The 19,124-nt window shown below is 63.4% G+C and carries 21 protein-coding genes and 1 pseudogene; 3 read left to right on the forward strand and 19 right to left on the reverse strand.

All coding sequences use genetic code 11. The features are described from left to right. Positions 1-41: 41 nt before the first annotated feature. The 13 genes and pseudogenes from phnP to phnC all read right to left on the reverse strand — a co-directional run bounded on the left by phnP (position 42) and on the right by phnC (position 10,479). On the reverse strand, positions 42-791 hold the full coding sequence (gene phnP, locus JFV30_RS19995; protein WP_169385935.1) for a phosphonate metabolism protein PhnP: 750 nt from the start codon (positions 789-791) through the stop codon (positions 42-44). Continuing rightward, complete coding sequence (gene phnN / locus JFV30_RS20000; protein ID WP_201125006.1) at positions 782-1,345, reverse strand: phosphonate metabolism protein/1,5-bisphosphokinase (PRPP-forming) PhnN; 564 nt, start codon at positions 1,343-1,345, stop codon at positions 782-784. The genes phnP and phnN overlap by 10 nt, the downstream gene beginning before the upstream one ends. Then, positions 1,345-2,492, reverse strand: a pseudogene (locus JFV30_RS20005) (alpha-D-ribose 1-methylphosphonate 5-triphosphate diphosphatase). The gene phnN and the pseudogene JFV30_RS20005 overlap by 1 nt, the downstream one beginning before the upstream one ends. Next, entirely contained in the window at positions 2,482-3,204 is a 723-nt protein-coding gene (gene phnL / locus JFV30_RS20010) for a phosphonate C-P lyase system protein PhnL (RefSeq protein ID WP_169385938.1), read from the reverse strand. Before phnL ends, JFV30_RS20005 begins: the two are co-directional and overlap by 11 nt. Then, the gene (phnK, locus tag JFV30_RS20015; RefSeq protein ID WP_085989900.1) at positions 3,201-4,010 is read right to left on the reverse strand and encodes a phosphonate C-P lyase system protein PhnK; all 810 of its coding nucleotides are present in this window, start codon (positions 4,008-4,010) and stop codon (positions 3,201-3,203) included. Before phnK ends, phnL begins: the two co-directional genes overlap by 4 nt. Continuing rightward, complete coding sequence (locus tag JFV30_RS20020; RefSeq protein WP_010166177.1) at positions 3,971-4,837, reverse strand: alpha-D-ribose 1-methylphosphonate 5-phosphate C-P-lyase PhnJ; 867 nt, start codon at positions 4,835-4,837, stop codon at positions 3,971-3,973. Before JFV30_RS20020 ends, phnK begins: the two co-directional genes overlap by 40 nt. Next, on the reverse strand, positions 4,830-5,906 hold the full coding sequence (locus JFV30_RS20025) for a carbon-phosphorus lyase complex subunit PhnI (RefSeq protein ID WP_169385940.1): 1,077 nt from the start codon (positions 5,904-5,906) through the stop codon (positions 4,830-4,832). The genes JFV30_RS20020 and JFV30_RS20025 overlap by 8 nt, the downstream gene beginning before the upstream one ends. Next, positions 5,906-6,496 carry a phosphonate C-P lyase system protein PhnH gene (phnH, locus tag JFV30_RS20030; protein ID WP_201125007.1) on the reverse strand — a complete coding sequence of 197 codons (591 nt, stop codon included), beginning with the start codon at positions 6,494-6,496 and terminating at the stop codon, positions 5,906-5,908. The genes JFV30_RS20025 and phnH overlap by 1 nt, the downstream gene beginning before the upstream one ends. Next, complete coding sequence (phnG, locus tag JFV30_RS20035; RefSeq protein WP_201125008.1) at positions 6,496-6,933, reverse strand: phosphonate C-P lyase system protein PhnG; 438 nt, start codon at positions 6,931-6,933, stop codon at positions 6,496-6,498. Before phnG ends, phnH begins: the two co-directional genes overlap by 1 nt. Positions 6,934-6,944: 11 nt before the next feature. Further along, a complete protein-coding gene (gene phnF / locus JFV30_RS20040) occupies positions 6,945-7,649 on the reverse strand; it encodes a phosphonate metabolism transcriptional regulator PhnF (RefSeq protein WP_201125009.1) in 705 nt (234 codons plus the stop codon). 36 nt (positions 7,650-7,685) lie between these two features. Continuing rightward, entirely contained in the window at positions 7,686-8,468 is a 783-nt protein-coding gene (gene phnE, locus JFV30_RS20045) for a phosphonate ABC transporter, permease protein PhnE (protein WP_010166166.1), read from the reverse strand. A 143-nt stretch (positions 8,469-8,611) separates the two neighbouring features. Further along, positions 8,612-9,613 carry a phosphonate ABC transporter substrate-binding protein gene (phnD, locus tag JFV30_RS20050; RefSeq protein WP_169385943.1) on the reverse strand — a complete coding sequence of 334 codons (1,002 nt, stop codon included), beginning with the start codon at positions 9,611-9,613 and terminating at the stop codon, positions 8,612-8,614. Positions 9,614-9,645: 32 nt separating this feature from the next. After that, on the reverse strand, positions 9,646-10,479 hold the full coding sequence (phnC, locus tag JFV30_RS20055) for a phosphonate ABC transporter ATP-binding protein (RefSeq protein ID WP_201125010.1): 834 nt from the start codon (positions 10,477-10,479) through the stop codon (positions 9,646-9,648). A gap of 372 nt (positions 10,480-10,851) precedes the next feature. On the opposite strand from phnC, the gene JFV30_RS20060 reads away from it, so the two are divergent. Beyond that, positions 10,852-11,274 carry an NUDIX hydrolase gene (locus JFV30_RS20060; RefSeq protein WP_201125011.1) on the forward strand — a complete coding sequence of 141 codons (423 nt, stop codon included), beginning with the start codon at positions 10,852-10,854 and terminating at the stop codon, positions 11,272-11,274. A gap of 298 nt (positions 11,275-11,572) precedes the next feature. Then, the gene (locus JFV30_RS20065) at positions 11,573-11,926 is read left to right on the forward strand and encodes a DUF6124 family protein (RefSeq protein ID WP_201125012.1); all 354 of its coding nucleotides are present in this window, start codon (positions 11,573-11,575) and stop codon (positions 11,924-11,926) included. Positions 11,927-12,117: 191 nt separating this feature from the next. On the opposite strand, the gene JFV30_RS20070 is transcribed toward JFV30_RS20065, so the two are convergent. Further along, complete coding sequence (locus JFV30_RS20070) at positions 12,118-13,014, reverse strand: LysR family transcriptional regulator (RefSeq protein WP_201125013.1); 897 nt, start codon at positions 13,012-13,014, stop codon at positions 12,118-12,120. A 137-nt stretch (positions 13,015-13,151) separates the two neighbouring features. Between JFV30_RS20070 and JFV30_RS20075 the strand changes: the two genes are divergently transcribed. Then, positions 13,152-14,351 carry an MFS transporter gene (locus JFV30_RS20075; RefSeq protein ID WP_201125014.1) on the forward strand — a complete coding sequence of 400 codons (1,200 nt, stop codon included), beginning with the start codon at positions 13,152-13,154 and terminating at the stop codon, positions 14,349-14,351. A 185-nt stretch (positions 14,352-14,536) separates the two neighbouring features. On the opposite strand, the gene JFV30_RS20080 is transcribed toward JFV30_RS20075, so the two are convergent. The 5 genes from JFV30_RS20080 to JFV30_RS20100 are packed head-to-tail and all read right to left on the reverse strand — an operon-like array spanning position 14,537 to position 19,122. Continuing rightward, the gene (locus JFV30_RS20080; protein WP_201125015.1) at positions 14,537-14,929 is read right to left on the reverse strand and encodes a hypothetical protein; all 393 of its coding nucleotides are present in this window, start codon (positions 14,927-14,929) and stop codon (positions 14,537-14,539) included. Positions 14,930-14,944: 15 nt separating this feature from the next. Beyond that, on the reverse strand, positions 14,945-16,138 hold the full coding sequence (ccmI, locus tag JFV30_RS20085; RefSeq protein WP_010166152.1) for a c-type cytochrome biogenesis protein CcmI: 1,194 nt from the start codon (positions 16,136-16,138) through the stop codon (positions 14,945-14,947). Then, positions 16,131-16,604, reverse strand: coding sequence for a cytochrome c-type biogenesis protein (locus tag JFV30_RS20090; protein WP_201125016.1), 474 nt, complete (start codon positions 16,602-16,604; stop codon positions 16,131-16,133). The genes ccmI and JFV30_RS20090 overlap by 8 nt, the downstream gene beginning before the upstream one ends. After that, positions 16,601-17,137 (reverse strand): DsbE family thiol:disulfide interchange protein, encoded by a 537-nt coding sequence (locus JFV30_RS20095; RefSeq protein ID WP_201125017.1) that lies wholly within the window; start codon positions 17,135-17,137, stop codon positions 16,601-16,603. Before JFV30_RS20095 ends, JFV30_RS20090 begins: the two co-directional genes overlap by 4 nt. Then, positions 17,134-19,122: a heme lyase CcmF/NrfE family subunit gene (locus JFV30_RS20100; protein WP_010166145.1), complete on the reverse strand. Its 1,989-nt coding sequence runs from the start codon at positions 19,120-19,122 to the stop codon at positions 17,134-17,136. The genes JFV30_RS20095 and JFV30_RS20100 overlap by 4 nt, the downstream gene beginning before the upstream one ends. Positions 19,123-19,124 lie beyond the last annotated feature (2 nt).

The following is a 19,124-nucleotide window of genomic DNA, read 5'->3' on the forward strand; positions in this document are numbered from 1 at the left end:
CGGGCTCCCACATTGGATCTGCGGCGAGTTCAAGAGTTGGGTTAAATCACCCTGCCATCCCAGCCCACGGTGACGTTGCGGGGCAACTCGCGCCGGTGCTGCATCAGCCACGCATCCAGCGTATGCCCCACATGGGTCAGCACGCCCAACTCGGCGCCGACGTCCTCAATGCACTGCAACGCCAGCGTCAAATCATTGTGATTACGGGGCGCCTGCGGCTGGGGCGGCATGGAGCAGTCGAGCACCAGCACATCCAGCGGTTCGCGTTGCAGCCAGTCACGGGTGGCGGGTGGCAGGCCGACGGTGTCGGTGAGGTAGGCAATGCGCCGCCCTTCGCCTTCCAGCAGATAACCCAGGGTGGGTTTGGAATGCAGCAGCGGCAACGCGGTGACGCTCAGTTCACCAAACCGGCGGGTTTCAAACTCGCCAAACGGCTGGCTGAAATCCAGGATGCCGGGGTGCTTGTACAGGTCGGACAAACCTTGCGCATCCACCGGCCCATGCACCGGAATCACCAGGCCCTGACCCCAGCGCAAGTGCAGCAGGCCTTGGGCGTGATCGGCATGGTAGTGAGTCTGGAAAATCCCGTTGAAACTGCGCGGCGGGAAGCGTTCGGTGAGGTCGGGCAAGCCGCTGTCGATCAACCAGCGCTGGTCGCCGCACTCGATCAACGCGCTGCACGGGCGGCGCCGCAGGCTCTCGTCACTGCGGGCCAGACCACAAGCGGCGCACTCGCAGCCATACACCGGGACTTGCCGTGCATCGCCGGTGCCCAGCAGCGTCAGGCGCATGCGGATTGCCCGTCGAGGCAGCGAAGCAGGCGCTCGACCGTGTGTTCCAACTGGCCGGAGTTGTCGAGCAGGAACACGTCCGGTGCACTGCTCAAGCCCTCGGCGAATCGCGCATTGCGCGCCAGCCGCTGATCGATATCGTCCAGGGATTCGCGGCCCCGCGCCAACAAGCGCTGGCGCAACACCGCCTGGTCCACCGTCAGCAACACCACCAGCAGGTTCGGGTAACGCAGCCGGCTCTGCGCCAGATGCCCGCGAGAGCCGTTGACCAGCACGTCGTGCCCCGCCGCCAGCCACTCATCAATCTCCCGGGGGATGCCATAGGACAACCCGTTGGCATGCCAGCAGAGGGCAAACGCGCCCTCGGCCTCCATCGCGGCAAACTGCGCCGGGCTCACACCCTGCGCGGCTTCGCCCACCGCTTCTGCCGAGCGGGTGATGACCCGCCGCACAATCCGGCAGCCACGCTCGGCCAAACGCGGTCGTGCGGCATCCAGCAGGCTGTCCTTGCCCGAACCCGATGGTCCGATGAGATAGATCAACCTGCCCGCCATCAAAACACCCTCTTCGCTTGTCGCCAGACTTGTTGGACCACGGGCAGTCCGTCGCGGCTTTTTTCGCTTGCACCAGGTCGGCCCGCAGGCCCAGGGCGATTTCGCCGCGATCGTCCAGGCCCGCGGCGTGTGCCGGCGCCAGGCTGATCATCTTCACCGCCCGGGAAAGATCGCCGCCGTCCTGCTGATCGGCCAGCACGAACGCCGCCTGCAGCAGGCTGGCCGGGTAGTAGTCACTGGAAAGTATATCCAGCAATCCCTCGGCAGCCAGGCCGGCGGCGGCCACATTACCCGAGTGGGACCCGCCACGCACCACGTTCGGCGCGCCCATCAGCACTTTCATGCTCAGCGCCTGGCAGCCACGGGCGGCTTCCAGGGTCGTGGGGAACTCCGCGATGGTCATGCCGTAGCGCGCCGACTCCTCGACATGCGCCAACGTCGCGTCGTCATGACTGGCCACCGACAGCCCGCGCGCCAGGCAATGCTCGACGATCGCCGCACGGTAACGGTCGCTGTACTCCCTGGAGTTGGCCATTTGCAGCACGATGAATGCATCCATGGTCTCGTCGTTGAGGTGGTACTTGCCCATGTAGTACTCACGGTACTTGGATTCGAGCACGAACTGGCGCTGGCCCGGCGAATGGTCCATCACCGACACCAGGCGCACCAGCGGGTTTTCCACCAGGTCGCGGAACACGCTCAACGTGTCCGGGTGGCACAGCTCGCAACGCAGGTGCAGGTGGTGTTCGGCGCGGGTCAGGCCGGCGCCTTCTGCCGAGGCGATGGCATCGAGCATCGCCGGCAGTTTTTTCATGCGGTTGCCCTTGGGATTCACATCGCCGATGGACACCGCGTCGAACACCGTGGTGATGCCGGCCGCGATGATCTGCGCATCATGGCTGAGCACCGCCGAGGTGGACGGCCAGTCCACGCCGGGACGCGGGGTCATGTGTTTTTCCAGGTTGTCGGTGTGCAATTCCACAAGACCCGGCAGCAGGAAATCACCGCCCAGGTCCTGGGCCTGGGGCAGTTGGCTGCGGCCTTCGGCGATGTCGACGATCAGCCCGTCACGCAGCACCACGCTGCCAAGGAACATGCGGTCAGCCGTCACCAGCTGGGCATTACTGAGGATCTGTTCAGCGGGCATGGGCGTATTCCTCTTGGGCAACAGGCGCGGGGGTCATGTCGAAATGGCGGTCGGCGACCGCTTCACGGGCGGCGCGGTCGTGGAAGATGCCGATCAATGCAGCACCGGCGGCCTTGGCTTCGTTCATCAGTTCCAGCACCACCTGGCGGTTGCTGTCATCGAGGGACGCGGTGGGTTCGTCCAGCAGCATCACCGGCCAGGCCACCATGAAGCCGCGGGCGATGTTGACTCGTTGCTGCTCGCCACCGGAGAACGTGCCGGGCGCCAACTGCCACAGGCGTTGAGGGATGTTCAGGCGCGTCAGCAGGTGTTCGGCGCGCGACTGGGCATTGGCCTTCGACCAGCCACGGGCCAGGGCTGGCTCCATCACCACGTCCAGGCAAGCCACACGCGGGATCACCCGCAGAAACTGGCTGACGTAGCCCAGGGTCTGCTGGCGTACCTGCAGAATGTCCCGGGGCTCGGCACCGACCAGCTCCAGCCACTCACCGGCATGCTGCACACGGATGCTGCCGCCCGCCGGCAGATAGTTGCCGTACAGGGTACGCAGCAACGTGCTTTTACCGGCGCCGGACTGGCCGTGCAGCACCAGGCACTCACCGCCCTTCACACTGAATTCCACCCCGCGCAGCACGTTCAGCACCACGCCGTTCTGCTGGTGCAAGGTGAAGGTTTTCGAGAGGTCACGGACCTCGATCAAGGCATTCGTCATGGCTGCAATACCGAAGACACCAGCAGTTGAGAGTAAGGGTGCTGCGGATCGTCGAGGATCTGGTCCGTCAGCCCGGATTCCACCACCCGCGAACGGCGCATCACCATCAAGCGGTCGGCCAGCAGACGCGCCACGGCGAGGTCGTGGGTTACGATCACCACGGCCAAATCCAGCTCGCGCACGAGGCCGCGCAACAGGTCGAGCAAGCGCGCTTGCACCGACACGTCCAGGCCGCCGGTGGGTTCGTCCATAAAAACCAGGCGCGGGCTGGAGACGAGGTTGCGGGCGATTTGCAGGCGCTGTTGCATGCCGCCGGAGAAGGTCCGGGGCAAGTCGTCGATGCGCTGCGGATCGATTTCCACCTGGCCCAGCCAGTCCAGACCGGCACCGCGCAGTTGCTGGTAATTGCGTACGCCCTGGGCCATCAGGCGCTCGCCGATGTTGGCGCCGGCCGAGACGCCCATGCGCAAGCCATCCCGTGGGTTTTGCTCGACAAAGCCCCATTCGGTGCGTAGCAAGGTGCGGCGTTCAGCTTCGCTGGCGCTGTACAGATCCAGCCATTCGCCGTCCTTGCCGCGATAGCCGATGTTCCCGGCCTGCGGCGGCAAACGCCCGCTGAGCAACGAGAGCAAGGTGGATTTACCCGAGCCGGATTCGCCGACAATCCCCAGCACTTCGCCGGGGTACAAATCGAAGCTGACGTCCTGGCAACCCTTCTCCGGGCCGTAGAGCAAAGACAGGTCACGTACGTGTAGCAAAGGCTGGCTCACTGGTTGTTCTCCTTGACCCGCTGGGCGCAATACCAGGTGTCGGAACACACAAAACTCTGGGTACCGGCGTCGTCCAGAATCAGCTCATCGAGGAACGATTCATGGCTGCCGCAGATGGCGCAGTTGTGCTCCCACTTCTGCACTTCGAACGGGTGGTCTTCGAAGTCCAGGCTGGTGACCTGGGTGTACGGCGGCACCGCGTACAGGCGCTTTTCGCGACCGGCACCGAACAGCATCAGCGCCGGGCTCATGTCGAGTTTCGGGTTGTCGAATTTCGGGATCGGCGATGGGTCCATCACGTAGCGCTCGTCCACCATCACCGGGTAGGCGTAGCTGGTGGCGATATGGCCGAAGGTGGCGATGTCTTCGTAGAGCTTTACGTGCATCACCCCGTAATCATTGAGGGCGTGCATGGTGCGGGTCTCGGTTTCCGACGGTTCGATAAAGCGCAGCGGCTCCGGGATCGGCACCTGGTAGACCATGATCTGGTCGGCCTGCAACGGGGTTTCCGGGATGCGGTGGCGGGTCTGGATCACCGTGGCGTCCGGGGTGCTTTCGGTGGTGGCAACCCCCGCCGTGCGCGCAAAAAAGCGGCGGATCGACACGGCGTTGGTGGTGTCGTCGGCGCCCTGGTCGATGACCTTGAGCACATCATCGGCCCCCAGAATCGCGGCGGTCAGTTGCATGCCGCCGGTGCCCCAGCCGTAAGGCAGCGGCATCTCGCGACCACCAAACGGCACCTGGTAACCGGGGATCGCCACGGCCTTGAGCAAGGCGCGGCGGATCATGCGTTTGGTCTGCTCGTCGAGGTAGGCGAAGTTGTACGCCGGGTCGCGCGCAGGCGTTTGAGTCAGGTCATTCATGGCGGGTGCCCTCGGCCGGTTGGCGCAGTTTGCGGATCAGTTCCAGCTCGGACTGGAAGTCCACGTAGTGAGGCAATTTGAGGTGGGACACGAAGCCCGCCGCTTCGACGTTGTCGCAGTGAGACAACACGAACTCTTCCTGCTGGGCCGGCGAGACGATCTCTTCGTTGAACTCGCTGGCCCGCAGCGAGCGGTCCACCAGGGCCATGCCCATGGCCTTGCGCTCGGCATGCCCGAACGCCAAACCGTAGCCGCGGGTGAACTGCGCCAGCTCGGTCGCCGAACCGACGAACTGGTTGACCATCTCGCACTCGGTGACTTCGATGCTGCCCAGGCAGACCGGGAAACCCAGCTCTTGCGGGTCGATCCACACCTCGACCTCACCGATGCGAATCTCGCCGGCGAACGGGTGGTTGCGGCCGTAACCGCGCTGGGTGGAGTAACCCAGCGCCAGCAGGAAACCTTCATCACCACGGGCCAGGGCTTGCAGGCGCTGGGCCCGGTTGGCCGGGTATTCCAGCGGATCGCGGGTGATGTCGGCGACGCTGCCGCTGTCGTCGGATTCGTTCTTGATCAGGCCTTCCTTGGCCAGCAAACCCAGGACTCTCGGGCACGCCTCCAGGGTCGCATCCGGCGTGGTGTGCGGGCCCGGGTATTCACCTTCGGCCAGCAGCGCGAAGTCCAGCAGGCGATGGGTGTAGTCGAAGGTCGGGCCCAGCAGTTGCCCGCCCGGCACGTCCTTGAACGTCGCCGACAAACGCCGGCTCAGGGACATCTGCGCGGTATCGATCGGCAGGCTCGGGCTGAAGCGCGGCAACGTGGTGCGGTAGGCCCGCAGCAGGAAGATCGCTTCCACCAGGTCCCCCGCCGCTTGCTTGATCGCCAGCGCGGCCAGTTCGGTGTCGTACAGCGAGCCCTCGCTCATCACCCGGGCGACCGCCAGGGGCAGTTGCTCGCGGATCTGCTCCACGCTGAGCTCAGGAACAGACGTATCGCCCCGGCGTTTTTTTGCCAGCAGACGGTGGGCATTGTCGATGGCCTGTTCGCCACCCTTGACGGCTACGTACATCAGGCACGCTCCTGTGCAATTCGGGTACTGCGGGGCAGGCCGATCAGGTGATGGCCGGCGGCGAACAACACGTCCAGGCCACGGGGAAACGTCTCGCGGCGCTGGCGTTCCAGCCAGAAGGCCTGGGGCACCGGCAGGTTGACCTGACGCTGGGTCTTGATTCCTGGCCCGCACCAGTTCAAGGCGCGACCGGCTTCCAGGTCGGTCAACTGGACCAGCAAGGTGCAGGACTGATCGGGGTAGCGATCATTGCCGTGGTCGAAGCCGCCGAGGTCGAGCAGGTCCTGCTCACCGAGCAAGGCGAACGCGGCCTCTTCACGGTTGGCGGTCAGCGGGCAGCCGCAGTGGAAGGCCAGGTTGGCGCGAATCAGCGGCGTGTCGAAACTCGGCGCCAGCCACAGCGGCGTGTCCGTATCCAGCAACGCCAGGCACAGCGCATAGGTGGCCGGCGCCAGGCCTTCAAGGCTGGGGGCAGCGGGCAAGGACTGGATCAAACCGGGCTCGGCGAGGGCCTTGAGGGCCCCGCGAAAACCGCGCTGGGCGTCCAGCACCGGGTCTACAAACGCCGGTTGCAAGCGTTGGGCATTCATCAGTTTTCTCCTCGAACCAGGGTGAAAAACTCGACCTTGGTGGCGGCGGTATCGGCCTCTTTTTGCGCCCGGCGTGCGGCCTGCGCGTTGGCCAGTGAGCGGATCAGATCGCTGAGCCAGAGACTCGGGTGCGCGCCCTGCAAATGCGCATCCGCCAGGGCCGCCAATTCGGCGTGGACCTTGTCGCGCCCGGCCAGGTAGCTGTAGCCGGTGCGGCCGTCGGCCAGGCGCACCACGCAACGGGTCACGCTCATTTCGCCGACGTTGAACGGCGCGCCATTGCCGCCCATGCGGCCACGCACCAGGGTCATGCCGATTTCCGGGGCGCGGATCAGTTGGTAATCCACGTCGCGCAGGGCGTCTTCATGGGGCAGCAATTCACTGCGAAAGGCGCGGGCGAGCACGCCGATCCAGTGTTGACGCGGGGACAGGTTCATCAGGGTCTCCATCAGGTCACCACTTGGTACTGGAAGCGATCCGAACGGCTGGTGGACTGCGCCAGCTCCACCGGGCGGCCGTCGCGATCGCGGGAAAGGGTAAATACGGTGAGCGCCGGCAAATGCCGGGGCATCATCAGCAGCGCGGCTTCGTCGCGGTTGGGCAACCGCGCGCCGATCAGGCTTTGGGTGCGGGTCAACGGCATGTCGCGTTCACGCAGGTAGTGGCGCAGCGAGCCGCCGTTGTAGTCCGCCAGCAGCGGCGCATGGCTGGCGCAGTAGCGGTGGCGGATCAGGCTGACCGGCTGGTGGTCGAGCTTGCGCAGGGTTTGCAGCTCGATCATCGGCGCCATCTCGGCGATGCCCAGTTGTTGCGCCTCGTCGCGACTGGCGAAGCAGTAGCGGCGCTTGAGCAACAGCGCTTCCACGCCTACGCCCTGGGCCGACAACGACTGGCTGTAGGAGGTCTCGGCGCCCATCGGGTAAATCAGCGGGCGGTCGAGCACTTGGGTGCCCTTGCCCTGGCGGCGCAAAAGGCTGCCTTCGAACACCAGCTCGTCGATGGCGCGGCGCAGGGTGTGGCGGTTCACGCCAAAGCGTTCGGCCAATTGCACCTCGCCCGGCAGGAAGTCCCCGGCGTGATAACTGCTCAGTTCACGGCGCAGGATATCGGCGAGTTCGCGGTACACCGGCTCATCTTGTCTAGACAACTGCATGCTTAAAAAAAAGCGCCCAAGGGCACCCCTCCGTCGTCAGATGAACTGCTTGCGCAGGCGTTGGGACAGCACGTCGATACAGCTCACCACCACGATGATCACCAGCAGCACCGCGCAGGTCTGCACGAACTGAAAGGCGCGAATGTTCTCCCACAGGATCACGCCGATACCGCCGGCACCGACCATCCCCACCACCGTCGCCGAACGCACGTTGGCCTCGAAACGGTAGAGCGCGTAGGACACCCACAGCGGCATCACTTGCGGGATCACGCCGTAGATCACCTCTTGCAAGGCACTGGCGCCGGTGGCTCGGACGCCTTCAACGGGGCCGGGGTCGATGGCTTCGACGGCTTCGGCAAACAGCTTGGCGAGGACGCCGGTGGTGCTGATCCACAAGGCAAGGACACCGGCAAAAGGACCGAGGCCGACCGCGACCACAAACAACATCGCGAAGACCATTTCGTTGATCGACCGGAACGCATCCATCACTCGGCGCAACGGCTGGTGAATCCACCAGGGCGTGATGTTCTCGGCGCACAGAATGCCCAGCGGCACCGAGCAGACAATCGCCAGCACCGTGCCCCAGAGGGCGATCTGCACGGTGACGATCATCTCCTTGAGGTAGGAGCGCCATTCGTGGAAGTCCGGCGGGAAGAAGTCGGCGGCGAAGGTCGCCATGTTTCCGGAGTCGCGGTACAGCGCCAGCGGGTTCATTTCGGCGCCGTGCCAGGCCCAGGCCAGCAGGACCAGGAACAGGCCCCAGCCCAGGTATTGCGGCCAAGTCCTTTTGCCCACTGCTTCAGCATGCAAGGTAGTCATGGGTCACTCTCAATAAGTGTGCGGGCAAGGCTTATGTGGGAGCCGGGCTTGCCCGCGATAGGATCGACTCGGTTTTACTGTCAGACCGAGTTGCCTGCATCGCGGGCAAGCCCGGCTCCCACACAAGCCCGCGCCTACAGGGGTTAGCCGTTGGCTGCGGTCTTCTTGTCCAGTTCGGTGATGCGCTCTTGCAGCTTGGCGAGGTCGGCGTCGATGTCGGCGAGTTTCTTGGCCTTGTCGGCGGCTTCCAGGTGGTCGTCGGCGCTGATGGTGGTGCGCTGCTTGAACAGCTCCAGTTGGCGGATCGGCAGCAGTTGGTCGTCGCTGGACTTGAGGAACTTGCCCAGTTGCATGTTCTTCAGCACGGCCTTCTCTTCGTCGGTGTCACCGTAGTTGGCGAAGAAATCGCGGATCTTGGTTTTCTCGCTGTCGCTCAGGGCCTTGCTCCACACCATCGGGTCGGCAGGGATCAGCGGCGATTTCCAGATCACTTTGAGCATGGCGGCCTTGTCCGGCTGGGTGACTTCCAGGCGGTCCCAGCTTTCAGTGTTGAAGGTGGCGACGTCCAACTGCCCTTTGGCCACGCTCAGTGCGTTGACTTCATGGCTGGAGTTGAGGGTGCGTTTGAAGGCGGTGGCAGCGTCGACGTGGTTCTTGGCGAACACGTAGTAGCCGGGTACCAGGTAGCCCGAGGTGGAGTTCGGGTCACCGTTGCCGAAGGTCAGGTTCTTGGCGTTCTTGAGCATGTCATCGACGTTGTTGATCGGGCTGTCCTTGCGCACGATCAGCACGCTCCAGTAACCGGCGGCACCGTTGGCGGCGGCGGTCTGGGCGAAGATTTCGCCGTTGGAGCGGTCCACCGCTTCCATCGCCGCCTTGTTGCCCAGCCAGGCAACGTCGACCTTGTTGAAGCGCATGCCCTGGATCAGGCCGGCGTAGTCGGAGGCGAAGGTGGCGTTGATGGTGAGGCCGGTCTTCTTGTGCATGTCATCCAAAAATGGCTGCCAGATGCTCTTGAGGTTCTGCGAAGACTCGGTGGACATGATGCCGAAATTGATCGCCTTGTCGGCGGCCTGGGCATTGCCCATGGCCACGCTGGCTAGCAGGACTGCGGACAGAAACACATGACCGATACGGTTCAACATGGAGAGGATTCCTGTGGGTCGTTATTGGGGTTTCAAGCGCGGGCCAGGGCCAACCGTGCGGGGACGACGGGTGTGCGGGTCTGGTCGGAAAACATCAGGCTGGTGTCGACATCGGCACCGTACAAATCATTGAGGAACTGGCTGCTCAGCTCACTTGCGTGGCCGTCGAAATGAATCCGCCCGCCCTTGAGCGCCACGGCTCGGGGGCAATAACGCATGGCGTAATCCACCTGGTGCAGGGTGACCACCACGGTCTTGCCGTCGCGGCCATTGATGTCGGCGAGGATCTCCATGACCTTGCGAGCCGATTCCGGGTCGAGCGAGGCGATGGGCTCATCGGCGAGGATCACTTCGGCGCGCTGGGTCAGGGCGCGGGCGATCGCCACGCGCTGCTGCTGGCCGCCGGACAAGGTCGAGGCGCGTTGTGCGGCGAGGTCTGCCAGGCCGACGCGGGCCAGGGATTCCATGGCGAACTGTTTTTCCTCGGCATTGAACAAACCGAGGTTGCCGCGCCAGCGCGGCATGCGGCCCAGGCAACCGAGCAGCACGTTGTCGAGCACACTCAGGCGATTGACCAGGTTGAACTGCTGGAAGATATAGCCGATGTCGGAGCGCAGGCGCCGCACCTTGCCATTCAACCGGCCGCTGGCCTGCACTTCCCGGCCCAGCACCTTGACGCTGCCGCCGTTGCTCTTGTCGCAACAGGCCAGGCCCGCGAGGTGGCGCAGCAAGGTGGACTTGCCGGAGCCGGAAGCGCCAATCAGCGCGACCATCTCACCGGTGGCCACGGTGAGTTCGAGGTCGACCAGTGCGGACTTCTTCGCAAAGGTCTTGTTCAGATGATCGACATGGATAGCTGGAGTCATGGGCTTCTCTGTCTGGTTGAACAGCCGTCCGTGGCTGCGTTTGAGTTCAAACGACAGTAGGCGCGGGCTGTGTCAGCCCTATGACTTGCACATGACTGGAGTAAAACCGTTTGATGAAGGTTTGATGAAACGTTGGAGCTGACGCTGAATACCTAACCTGTGGCGAGGGAGCTTGCTCTCGCTGGGCTGCAAAGCGGCCCCAAACCCGGGTGACACGGTCTGTCGGATGTACCGACCGAGGTGGCTGACTTGGGCCTGCTGCGCAGTCCAGCGGGAGCAAGCTCCCTCGCCACAAGGTCTTCACCCGGCATTGAAAATGTGCCGGACTGTGGTGCAATAGCTGGCTGCGAATAGGTGCAAGAGGGAAACGTAATGGGAAAAGACAAGGCATGTCCGGTCGTTCTGCGAACCCGTCAATCGCTGGAAATCCTCGCATTCAAACACCCACTGGCCGGCCTTCAACTGGTCAAGGGCAGTGTGGAGCCTGGCGAAAGCACCGACGCAGCTGCGATTCGGGAATTACAGGAAGAAGCCGGGATAACCGGCAAGGTGATACGTGACCTGGGCACTTGGCACTCAGCGTCCACGGGGCATACATGGGCCTTTCACCAATGCCAGGTCGCGCAAGAGCTGCCAGATACCTGGACTCATTTCACAGAAGATGATGGAGGCCATGAATTCCAGTTCTTCTGGCACTCACTAGCGAGCGAACCGTCAGAAGAGTGGCATCAGGTGTTTAAAGATGCCCTGGAGTTTCTAAAGCCGCGTCTTGCCGAAGTATCGCTTCAGGAATAATCAAGATCCCGGTAGATCGGTGATTTTTCCTACGATCTCTATGGCTTGCAGCAGCCTTAACTCGCCGCTAGCCTTTCCAAGTCGCTGCTCATCAGCGATCGGGTTTGGTCGCCCGGGTTAGAATGGCGCACAGTGCCGCGCAAGCGGCATTATCGTGTTCGCTTTATGGCGAGCTGTGCGTGGGAGGGCCCTGGCCCTGCCGGGTTTCCATTCCCTGGTCGACCAACCTGCGTACAGCTCGCCACCCTCCTGCTTGGTCGCAGATGTGGTGAGCTCCAATTGAATGGAGAGTCATTGCATGTACAAAGTCACGCCCAATCCGCCAGAAACGTCTGGCTCCAAGTCTGAAAAAACCAAGCTTCAGGACGCCGCCCAGCGGGCTATCGATCACTACCTGAAACCCGCCGAAACCAAAGCGTCCACCAATCAAAAAAACCACTTCAGTCTGTTCACCGTATCAGCCAACGTTGAAAAGGAAGCACTGCTGAGCAACGCCTACGAAACACTCCAGTCTGCCAATGCAATGGCGTTGGACCTTTCCGAAAACATTGATGGCAAAGACCGCAGCCTGATATTGGCGATGCAGCAGTTGCTGGAGCTGGGATTGTTGTTGGTGGATAGAGCGCTGGATCGAGAGTGCCCGGTGGCCTGATCAAAACCGAAATCCAACTGGCAACATAAATCCAATGTGGGAGCGGGCTTGCTGTGGTGAGCGGGCTTGCCCCGCGCTGGGCTGCGAAGCAGCCCCATCAATCTGTAGTGAACCCGACGGGGGACAAGCCCCCTCACCACAGCAAGCCAGCTCCCACATTTTGATCTTCATCAGGCCCAAATTCGTCGGTGTTATTGGGCGGTGCGCGCTCGCAACCGCGGCATCACAAAATCCAGAAACGCGCGCAACTTCAGCGGCAACGGTGACTGCCCTTTGTGCACCAAACTAATGGGCAATGGCGTCGACTCGAATGCTTCAAGCACCACCGCCAGTGCCTCTTCCCGCAGCGCATCCGCCACCTGATACGACAATACCCGAATCACCCCGACCCCCAATGTCGCCGCCGCAATCGCCGCTTCTGCGGTGTTCACCGACAACCGCGAATGCACCGGTATCGAGACCCCGGTTTTACCCGCGCCAAACCCCCACGCCCCTTGCGACGCCAGCACTTCAAAGGTGATGCAGTCATGCCCTGCCAAGTCCTGAGGCTCAGCCGGAACGCCGCGAGCGGCCAGGTAAGCCGGGCTGGCACACACCACGCGCCGCACCGCGCCCACTTGCATGGCCTTGAGCGAGCTGTCGGGCAGCTCGCCAATCCGCACGGCCACGTCGCAGTGTTCTTCCATCAGGTGCACGACGCGGTCGGTGAGGATCAGATTGATGTCGATCTCCGGGTACTGCGCCAGGAATTCCGCCACCACCGGCACGATGTGCAGCCGTCCGAATACCACAGGCGCGGTGACCACCAACTCGCCCCGAGGCTGGGAATATTCCCCAGTGGCCGCGCGCTCGGCCTCGCTGATGTCTTCAAGAATGCGCCGGCACGCGTCGAGGTAGGAGGCGCCGGCATCGGTCAACGACAGCTGGCGCGTGGTGCGGTGCAGCAGGCGGGTCTTCAGGTGCGTTTCCAGTTCGGCCACCTTGCGGCTGACGCTGGCCAGCGGCATGTCGAGGCGCCGCGCCGCAGCGGTCAGGCTGCCCGCATCAACCACGGCAACGAAGATGGACATGGATTCAAGGCGGTTCATGGCAACCTATCAAATTCTGGAAGGATGATTCCAAATCCTAGGGGATTATCCTGCCAGGCGCGAGTGCGTAACGTTGGCCACTCATCTCCGTCCCCCGGAGACCTGCATTGAAGGAGAGCGCCGTGAGTGGCCAGCCGATGACATCCCAACCTTCCACAGCGCCTGCGGTCGCGCCGCGCGGCAAGATCATCATGATGGCGGTGATCGCCGGCGCGGTGATCACCAATATTTACTGTACCCAGCCGATTTTGCCGTTGATTGCCTCGGACTTGGGCGTGGACGTGCCCACCGTCGACCTGGTGGCCGGTTCCGCCCTGCTGGGGTTTGCCACCGGTCTCGCGTTGCTGTTGCCGATGGGCGACCGCTTTGACCGGCGCAAGCTGGTGCTGGGGCAGATCGCGCTGGCGTTCTGTTTCGCCCTGGCGGCGGCGTTTTCACCGGGTATCTGGGCGCTGATCGCGGCGTCTTTTGGCTTGGGGATTGTGAGCTGTGTGCCGCAGCAACTGGTGCCGTTCGCGGCGGTGATGTCGCAGCCTCATGAACGTGGGCGCAACGTGGGAACGGTGGTCAGCGGGATCATGGTCGGCATTCTGCTCGGGCGCACGATCGCCGGCGTGGTCGGTGAGGCTTATGGCTGGCGGGCGGTGTACGCGATGGAAGCGGCCTTCATGATCCCGGTATGGATCGCCGCTGCCAGGTTGCTGCCACGGGGCGTGCCGAGCACGAACCTGTCCTACCCTCGCCTGCTGGCCTCGCTGTGGCCGCTGATGCGCGATAACAGCCCGATCCGCCAGTCGATGATGGTGCAGGCGTTGTTGTGGGCTTGCTTCAATGCGTTCTGGGTGAACCTGGCGGCGTTGCTGGCCCACGGGCCGTGGCAGCTGGGCAGCGCGTGGGCCGGCGGTTTCGGGATCATCGGTGCGGCGGGTGCGCTGGCGGCATCCCTCGGTGGACGGGCGTCTGACCGGCTGGGCTCACGTAAGGTGATTGGGGCGAGTATCGGGATTGTGACCTTGGCGTTCCTGCTGCTGGCGGGCGCGCAAACCTCGATTATCTTGCTGGTGCTGGGGGTGATCGTGCTGGATATCGGCGTGCAGTCGGGGTTGGTGTCTAATCAGACCCGGGCGTTTGCGGTAGACCCGAAAGCCCAGGGCCGCATCAATAGTTTGTACATGACGGCGACGTTTTTTGGCGGCGCGTTGGGGGCCACGGTCAGCGGCTGGTTGATGGCGCGGTTGGGCTGGATGGGGATTGTGGAGTTTGGGGTGATGCTGGGGGTGATTGCGGGGGTGATCCATTGGATCAGCGCGCCGAGGCAGACTGAGGAGCTGGCGTAATTTCAAATCAAACGAGATTCAAAATGTGGGAGCGAGCTTGCTCGCGAATGCGGTATGTCAGTGCCGGATTTGTTGGCTGACACACCGTATTCGCGAGCAAGCCCGCTCCCACATTTGAGCTTTGTTGTTGGGTGGACTGTATTCCAAACCAGCCATGAAAAAGGCGACCCGAAGGTCGCCTTTTCTTATTGCGCGTACTGCTTGCTCAACCCCGGCGGTACGCCATGGACGTCGGTCTCTTCCCAAGGCCCGTTCGGGCTGATGGACCGGCTCCAGCCTTTGCTCCAGCGGTAGTAGGTGCGCTGGCGGTAAAACGTATCCGGCTGCTCGTCCAGCACGTACACCTGCATCTTCCCGTCCCAGTGGCTGGCCGCACCTGGCGGCGGTGCGAAGGTTGGCGAAGAGCTCGGCACCGGCTTCGACGGTTTGATCACCGGGCCGGAAGGCTGGGTGCTCGGCTGGGTCGACGGCCCGGTGGGCGGGATGGTCGGCCCGGTAGGCGACGGTGGCCGATGGACCGCACAAGCACTCAGCCCCAATACCAGGCTGAGCAGGGTGATACGTGCAATGGCGGTCATGGGCATTTCCTCGAATTATTTATCCGGACTGTCGATGGTCAGCTGCTGCAACGCAGTGGTACTGCTGGCCAAGGGTTGGCTGCGGCCGATCCACTCGCCAGCGGTGGGAACACCTGCCCGGGATATGCGCGCAACCAGTTGGACTTCGGGAAAGTTGGACAGTTTCAACTGCGGCATCATCGCGTCGGCATCGCCCAGTTCGACGGTGATTGGCAGGTCGGCCACGGTCACGCGCTTGGCTGCCAAAGGAGCCGGCGGGCCTTTGACGGCGCGGGCGAAGATGAACACGCTGTCGGTCGGCAAGGCCTTGGCCTTCACGTCCGCCGCCAGGTCCACGCGCACTTGCATCTGCTTTTGTGCCTTCACGGGTGCCACGGTACCGCCGCTCTCCTTGAGCTTCTCGGCGGCCCGGTCGATCCCGCCTTGCAGCGCGGCGCGGGAGTTGTCTTCCGGCGGCAGTTGCGCCAGCAGGCGGTTCCAGTAGTCGATCGCTTCCTGGTACCGCTGGCCTTCAAAGGCGGCGATACCCAGCAGGCCGAGGCTGGTGACTTCTTTCGGGTCGAGTTTCAGGGCTTCGTCGGTCAAGGCCTGGACTTTGGGCGACCACTGTTTGTTGTCGGCAAAGTACTGGGCCTGGGCCCACTGCCCGAGCAACTCCGGCTGGCGACCGGCCAGGGCCACGGTGCGTTCGAAGACTTTCGCTGCGTCGGCCGAGCGGTCCTGGGCCATGTAGGCACGGCCGAGGAAGTACAGGCCTTCCGGTGAATCCGGTTGGGCTGCGGCGGCGCGCTCCAGACGGCGGGTCATGTCTTCCATGGACACCGGCGGCTGGGAGAATTCGCGGGTCAGTTCGACCTTGTCGCTGGCGCCATAATGCAGGTACAGCGCCACGCCCAACACCGGCACCAGAAACGCAGCCAGAAACGGCAGCGGTTTGCCGAGGCGCGACTCCCGAGGCTTTTCCACCCCTTCGGTGTCCGCCAGCAGCTCACGGGCCGCTTCAGCACGACCGCTGTCCAGTTGAGCCGCATCCAGCACGCCTTCGGACTGCTGGGTTTGCAGTTCCGCCACACGTTCTTGATACAACGCCACGTTCAGCGCGGTGCGATCCTCTTCACGCTGGGCACGACGGCCGCGTAACACCGGGATCAGCAGGAAACTCAAGGCAATCAGAAGCAGCAGACCGGCTGCGAGCCAGAAATCAATCATCAGTTTTTTTGTCCAGCAGTTGGTCGAGGCGTTGACGCTCATCGACGGAAAGCGAGTCCGAACCATCGGCCGGGGCGACACGACGGCGGCGCACAATCACCGCCATGACTACGACGCCAGCGAGCAACAGCCCGGCGGGGCCGAACCACAGCAGCGCGGTCTTGCCGGTGAGCGCCGGCTTGTAGCGCACGAAGTCACCGTAGCGGTCGACCATGAAGTCGATGATCTGCTGATTGTCCTTGCCCTCGCCGAGCATGCGGAAAATCTCTTTGCGCAGGTCGGCAGCAATCGGCGCGTTGGAGTCGGCAATGTCCTGGTTCTGGCACTTGGGGCAGCGCAGTTCCTTGGTCAGTTCGCGAAAACGCTCGCGGTCCCCGTCCTTGGCAAATTCGTAGGTGTCGATGGCGGCGTGGGCCACGCCGACCATGCTCAAGCCCAATACAGCGGCGGCGAACCAACGCTTCATGGCTTGGCCTCATCCACCAGCGCCTGGTACTTGGCGGCCAGTTGCTCGCGCCACACCACTTCGTCGATCACGCCCACGTATTTGTCGCGGATCACGCCCTTGGCGTCGATGAAGAAGGTTTCCGGGGCGCCGTACACGCCGAGGTTCAGGCCGAGGTTGCCGTCTTCGTCGCGGATATCCAGCTGGTACGGGTTGTGGAATTCTGCCAGCCACTTCAAGGCGGCAGCGTTGTCGTCCTTGTAGTTGATGCCGTAGATCACCACGCCGTTCTCGGCCAGCTTGTTCAGCACCGGGTGCTCGACGCGGCAGGAAATGCACCAGGCGCTCCACACGTTGACCAGCGCCGGTTTGCCCTGCAAATCCGCTTGGGTCAGGGTTTTGTCGCCCTGTACGGTCGGCAGCGAGAACGCCGGGAACGGCTTGCCGATCATCGCCGAGGGCAGCTCGGCCGGGTCCAGGTACAGCCCGCGATACAGAAACACCGCCACCACCAGGAACGCCGCCAGCGGTAACACCATCAACCAACGCTTCATACCGCTGCTCCTTGCAGGCCGAGGGCTTCACGCACCCGGCTCTTGACCTTGACCCGATAACGCCGGTCTGTCGCGGCCAGCAAACCACCGAAGCCTGTGAGCAGGCCGCCGAACCAGATCCAGCGCACAAACGGTTTGACGTGGACCCGCACGGCCCAGGCGCCATCGCCCAGCGGTTCACCCAGGGCGACGTAAAGGTCACGGGTGAAACCGGCGTCGATCCCGGCTTCGGTCATCATCGAGCTTTGTACGGTGTACAGACGTTTTTCCGGGTGCAGCACCGCGATTTCCTTACCGTTGCGCACGACGCGTACGGTGCCCTTGTCAGACGTGAAGTTGGGGCCTTCGAAGTGCTTGGCGCCTTCGAAAATGAAGTGGTAACCGGCCAGGTCCATGGACTCGCCCGGCGCCAGACGCAGGTCGCGCTCGGCGCTGTTCTGGCTGGACAACACCACGCCCAGCGCGCACACGGCGATGCCAATGTGCGCGACCTGCATGCCCCAGTAGCTGCGGGTCATGGTCGGCAGGCCCTTGATCAGGCCTTTATGGCGGGTCTTGTCGATCAGGTCGCGCACGCCGGCCAGCAATACCCAGGCAGCGAGCATGAAGGTGGCGAGCACGGCCCAGTTGAAGTCGCCGTAGGCAATACCGGCGATCACCGCCAGCGCGGCGCTGCCCAGCAGCACCGGTGTCAGCATGCCCACCAGCCATTTCACCGGAGTGTCTTTCCAGCGCACCAACACGCCGACCGCCATCACCACCATCAACAGCGCCATCAACGGAATAAACAGCGCGTTGAAGTACGGCGGGCCGACGGACAGCTTGGCGCCGCTCAGGGCATCCAGCACCAACGGGTAAAGGGTGCCGAGCAGGATCATCGAGGCCGCCACCACCAGCACCAGGTTATTGCCCAGCAGCAGGGTTTCCCGGGACCAGAGGTTGAAGCCGACGTGGCTCTTGACCACAGGCGCGCGCAACGCAAACAGCGTCAGCGAGCCGCCGACCACAAACAGCAGGAAGATCAGGATGAACACGCCGCGCTCCGGGTCGGAGGCAAACGCGTGCACCGAGGTCAGCACGCCGGAGCGCACCAGGAACGTCCCCAGCAGGCTCAGGGAAAACGCCGCGATGGCCAGCAACACGGTCCAGCTCTTGAACACGCCACGTTTTTCAGTGACCGCCAGCGAGTGAATCAGCGCCGTGCCCACCAGCCAGGGCATGAACGAGGCGTTTTCCACCGGGTCCCAGAACCACCAGCCGCCCCAGCCAAGTTCGTAGTAGGCCCACCACGAACCCAGGGTGATGCCGATGCCGAGGAACGCCCAGGCGACGATGGTCCAGGGCCGCGACCAGCGCGCCCAGGCCGCATCAAGGCGACCGCCGAGCAACGCGGCGATGGCAAACGCGAAGGCTACCGAGAAACCGACGTAACCCATGTAGAGCATCGGCGGGTGCACGATGAGGCCGATGTCTTGCAGCAGCGGGTTGAGGTCATGACCGTCTACCGGGATCTGCGGCAGGATGCGGGTGAACGGGTTGGAGGTCATGATCAGGAACAGCAGGAAGCCGATGCTGATCATGCCCATCACCGCCAGCACCCGGGCCAGCATCACTTGCGGCAACTGGCGGGAGAAGATCGATACGGCAAAGGTCCAGCCGCCGAGGATCAATGCCCACAGCAGCAACGACCCTTCGTGGGCACCCCAGACGGCGCTGAACTTGTAGTACCAGGGCAAGGCGCTGTTGGAGTTATTGGCGACGTAGGCGACGGAAAAGTCGTCGGTCATGAAGGCGTAGGTCAGGCAACCGAAGGCGAACACCAGAAAGGCGAACTGGCCCCAGGCGGCCGGCTGGGCCAGGCTCATCCACAGACGGTCACCGCGCCAGGCGCCCAGCAGCGGGACCACGGCCTGGACGATGGCAAAGCACAGGGCGAGGATCATCGCCAACTGGCCCAACTCCGGAATAAACAATGCGGACGTCATGA

It is taken from the genome of Pseudomonas sp. TH32 (genome assembly GCF_016650855.1).
Classification (GTDB): domain Bacteria; phylum Pseudomonadota; class Gammaproteobacteria; order Pseudomonadales; family Pseudomonadaceae; genus Aquipseudomonas.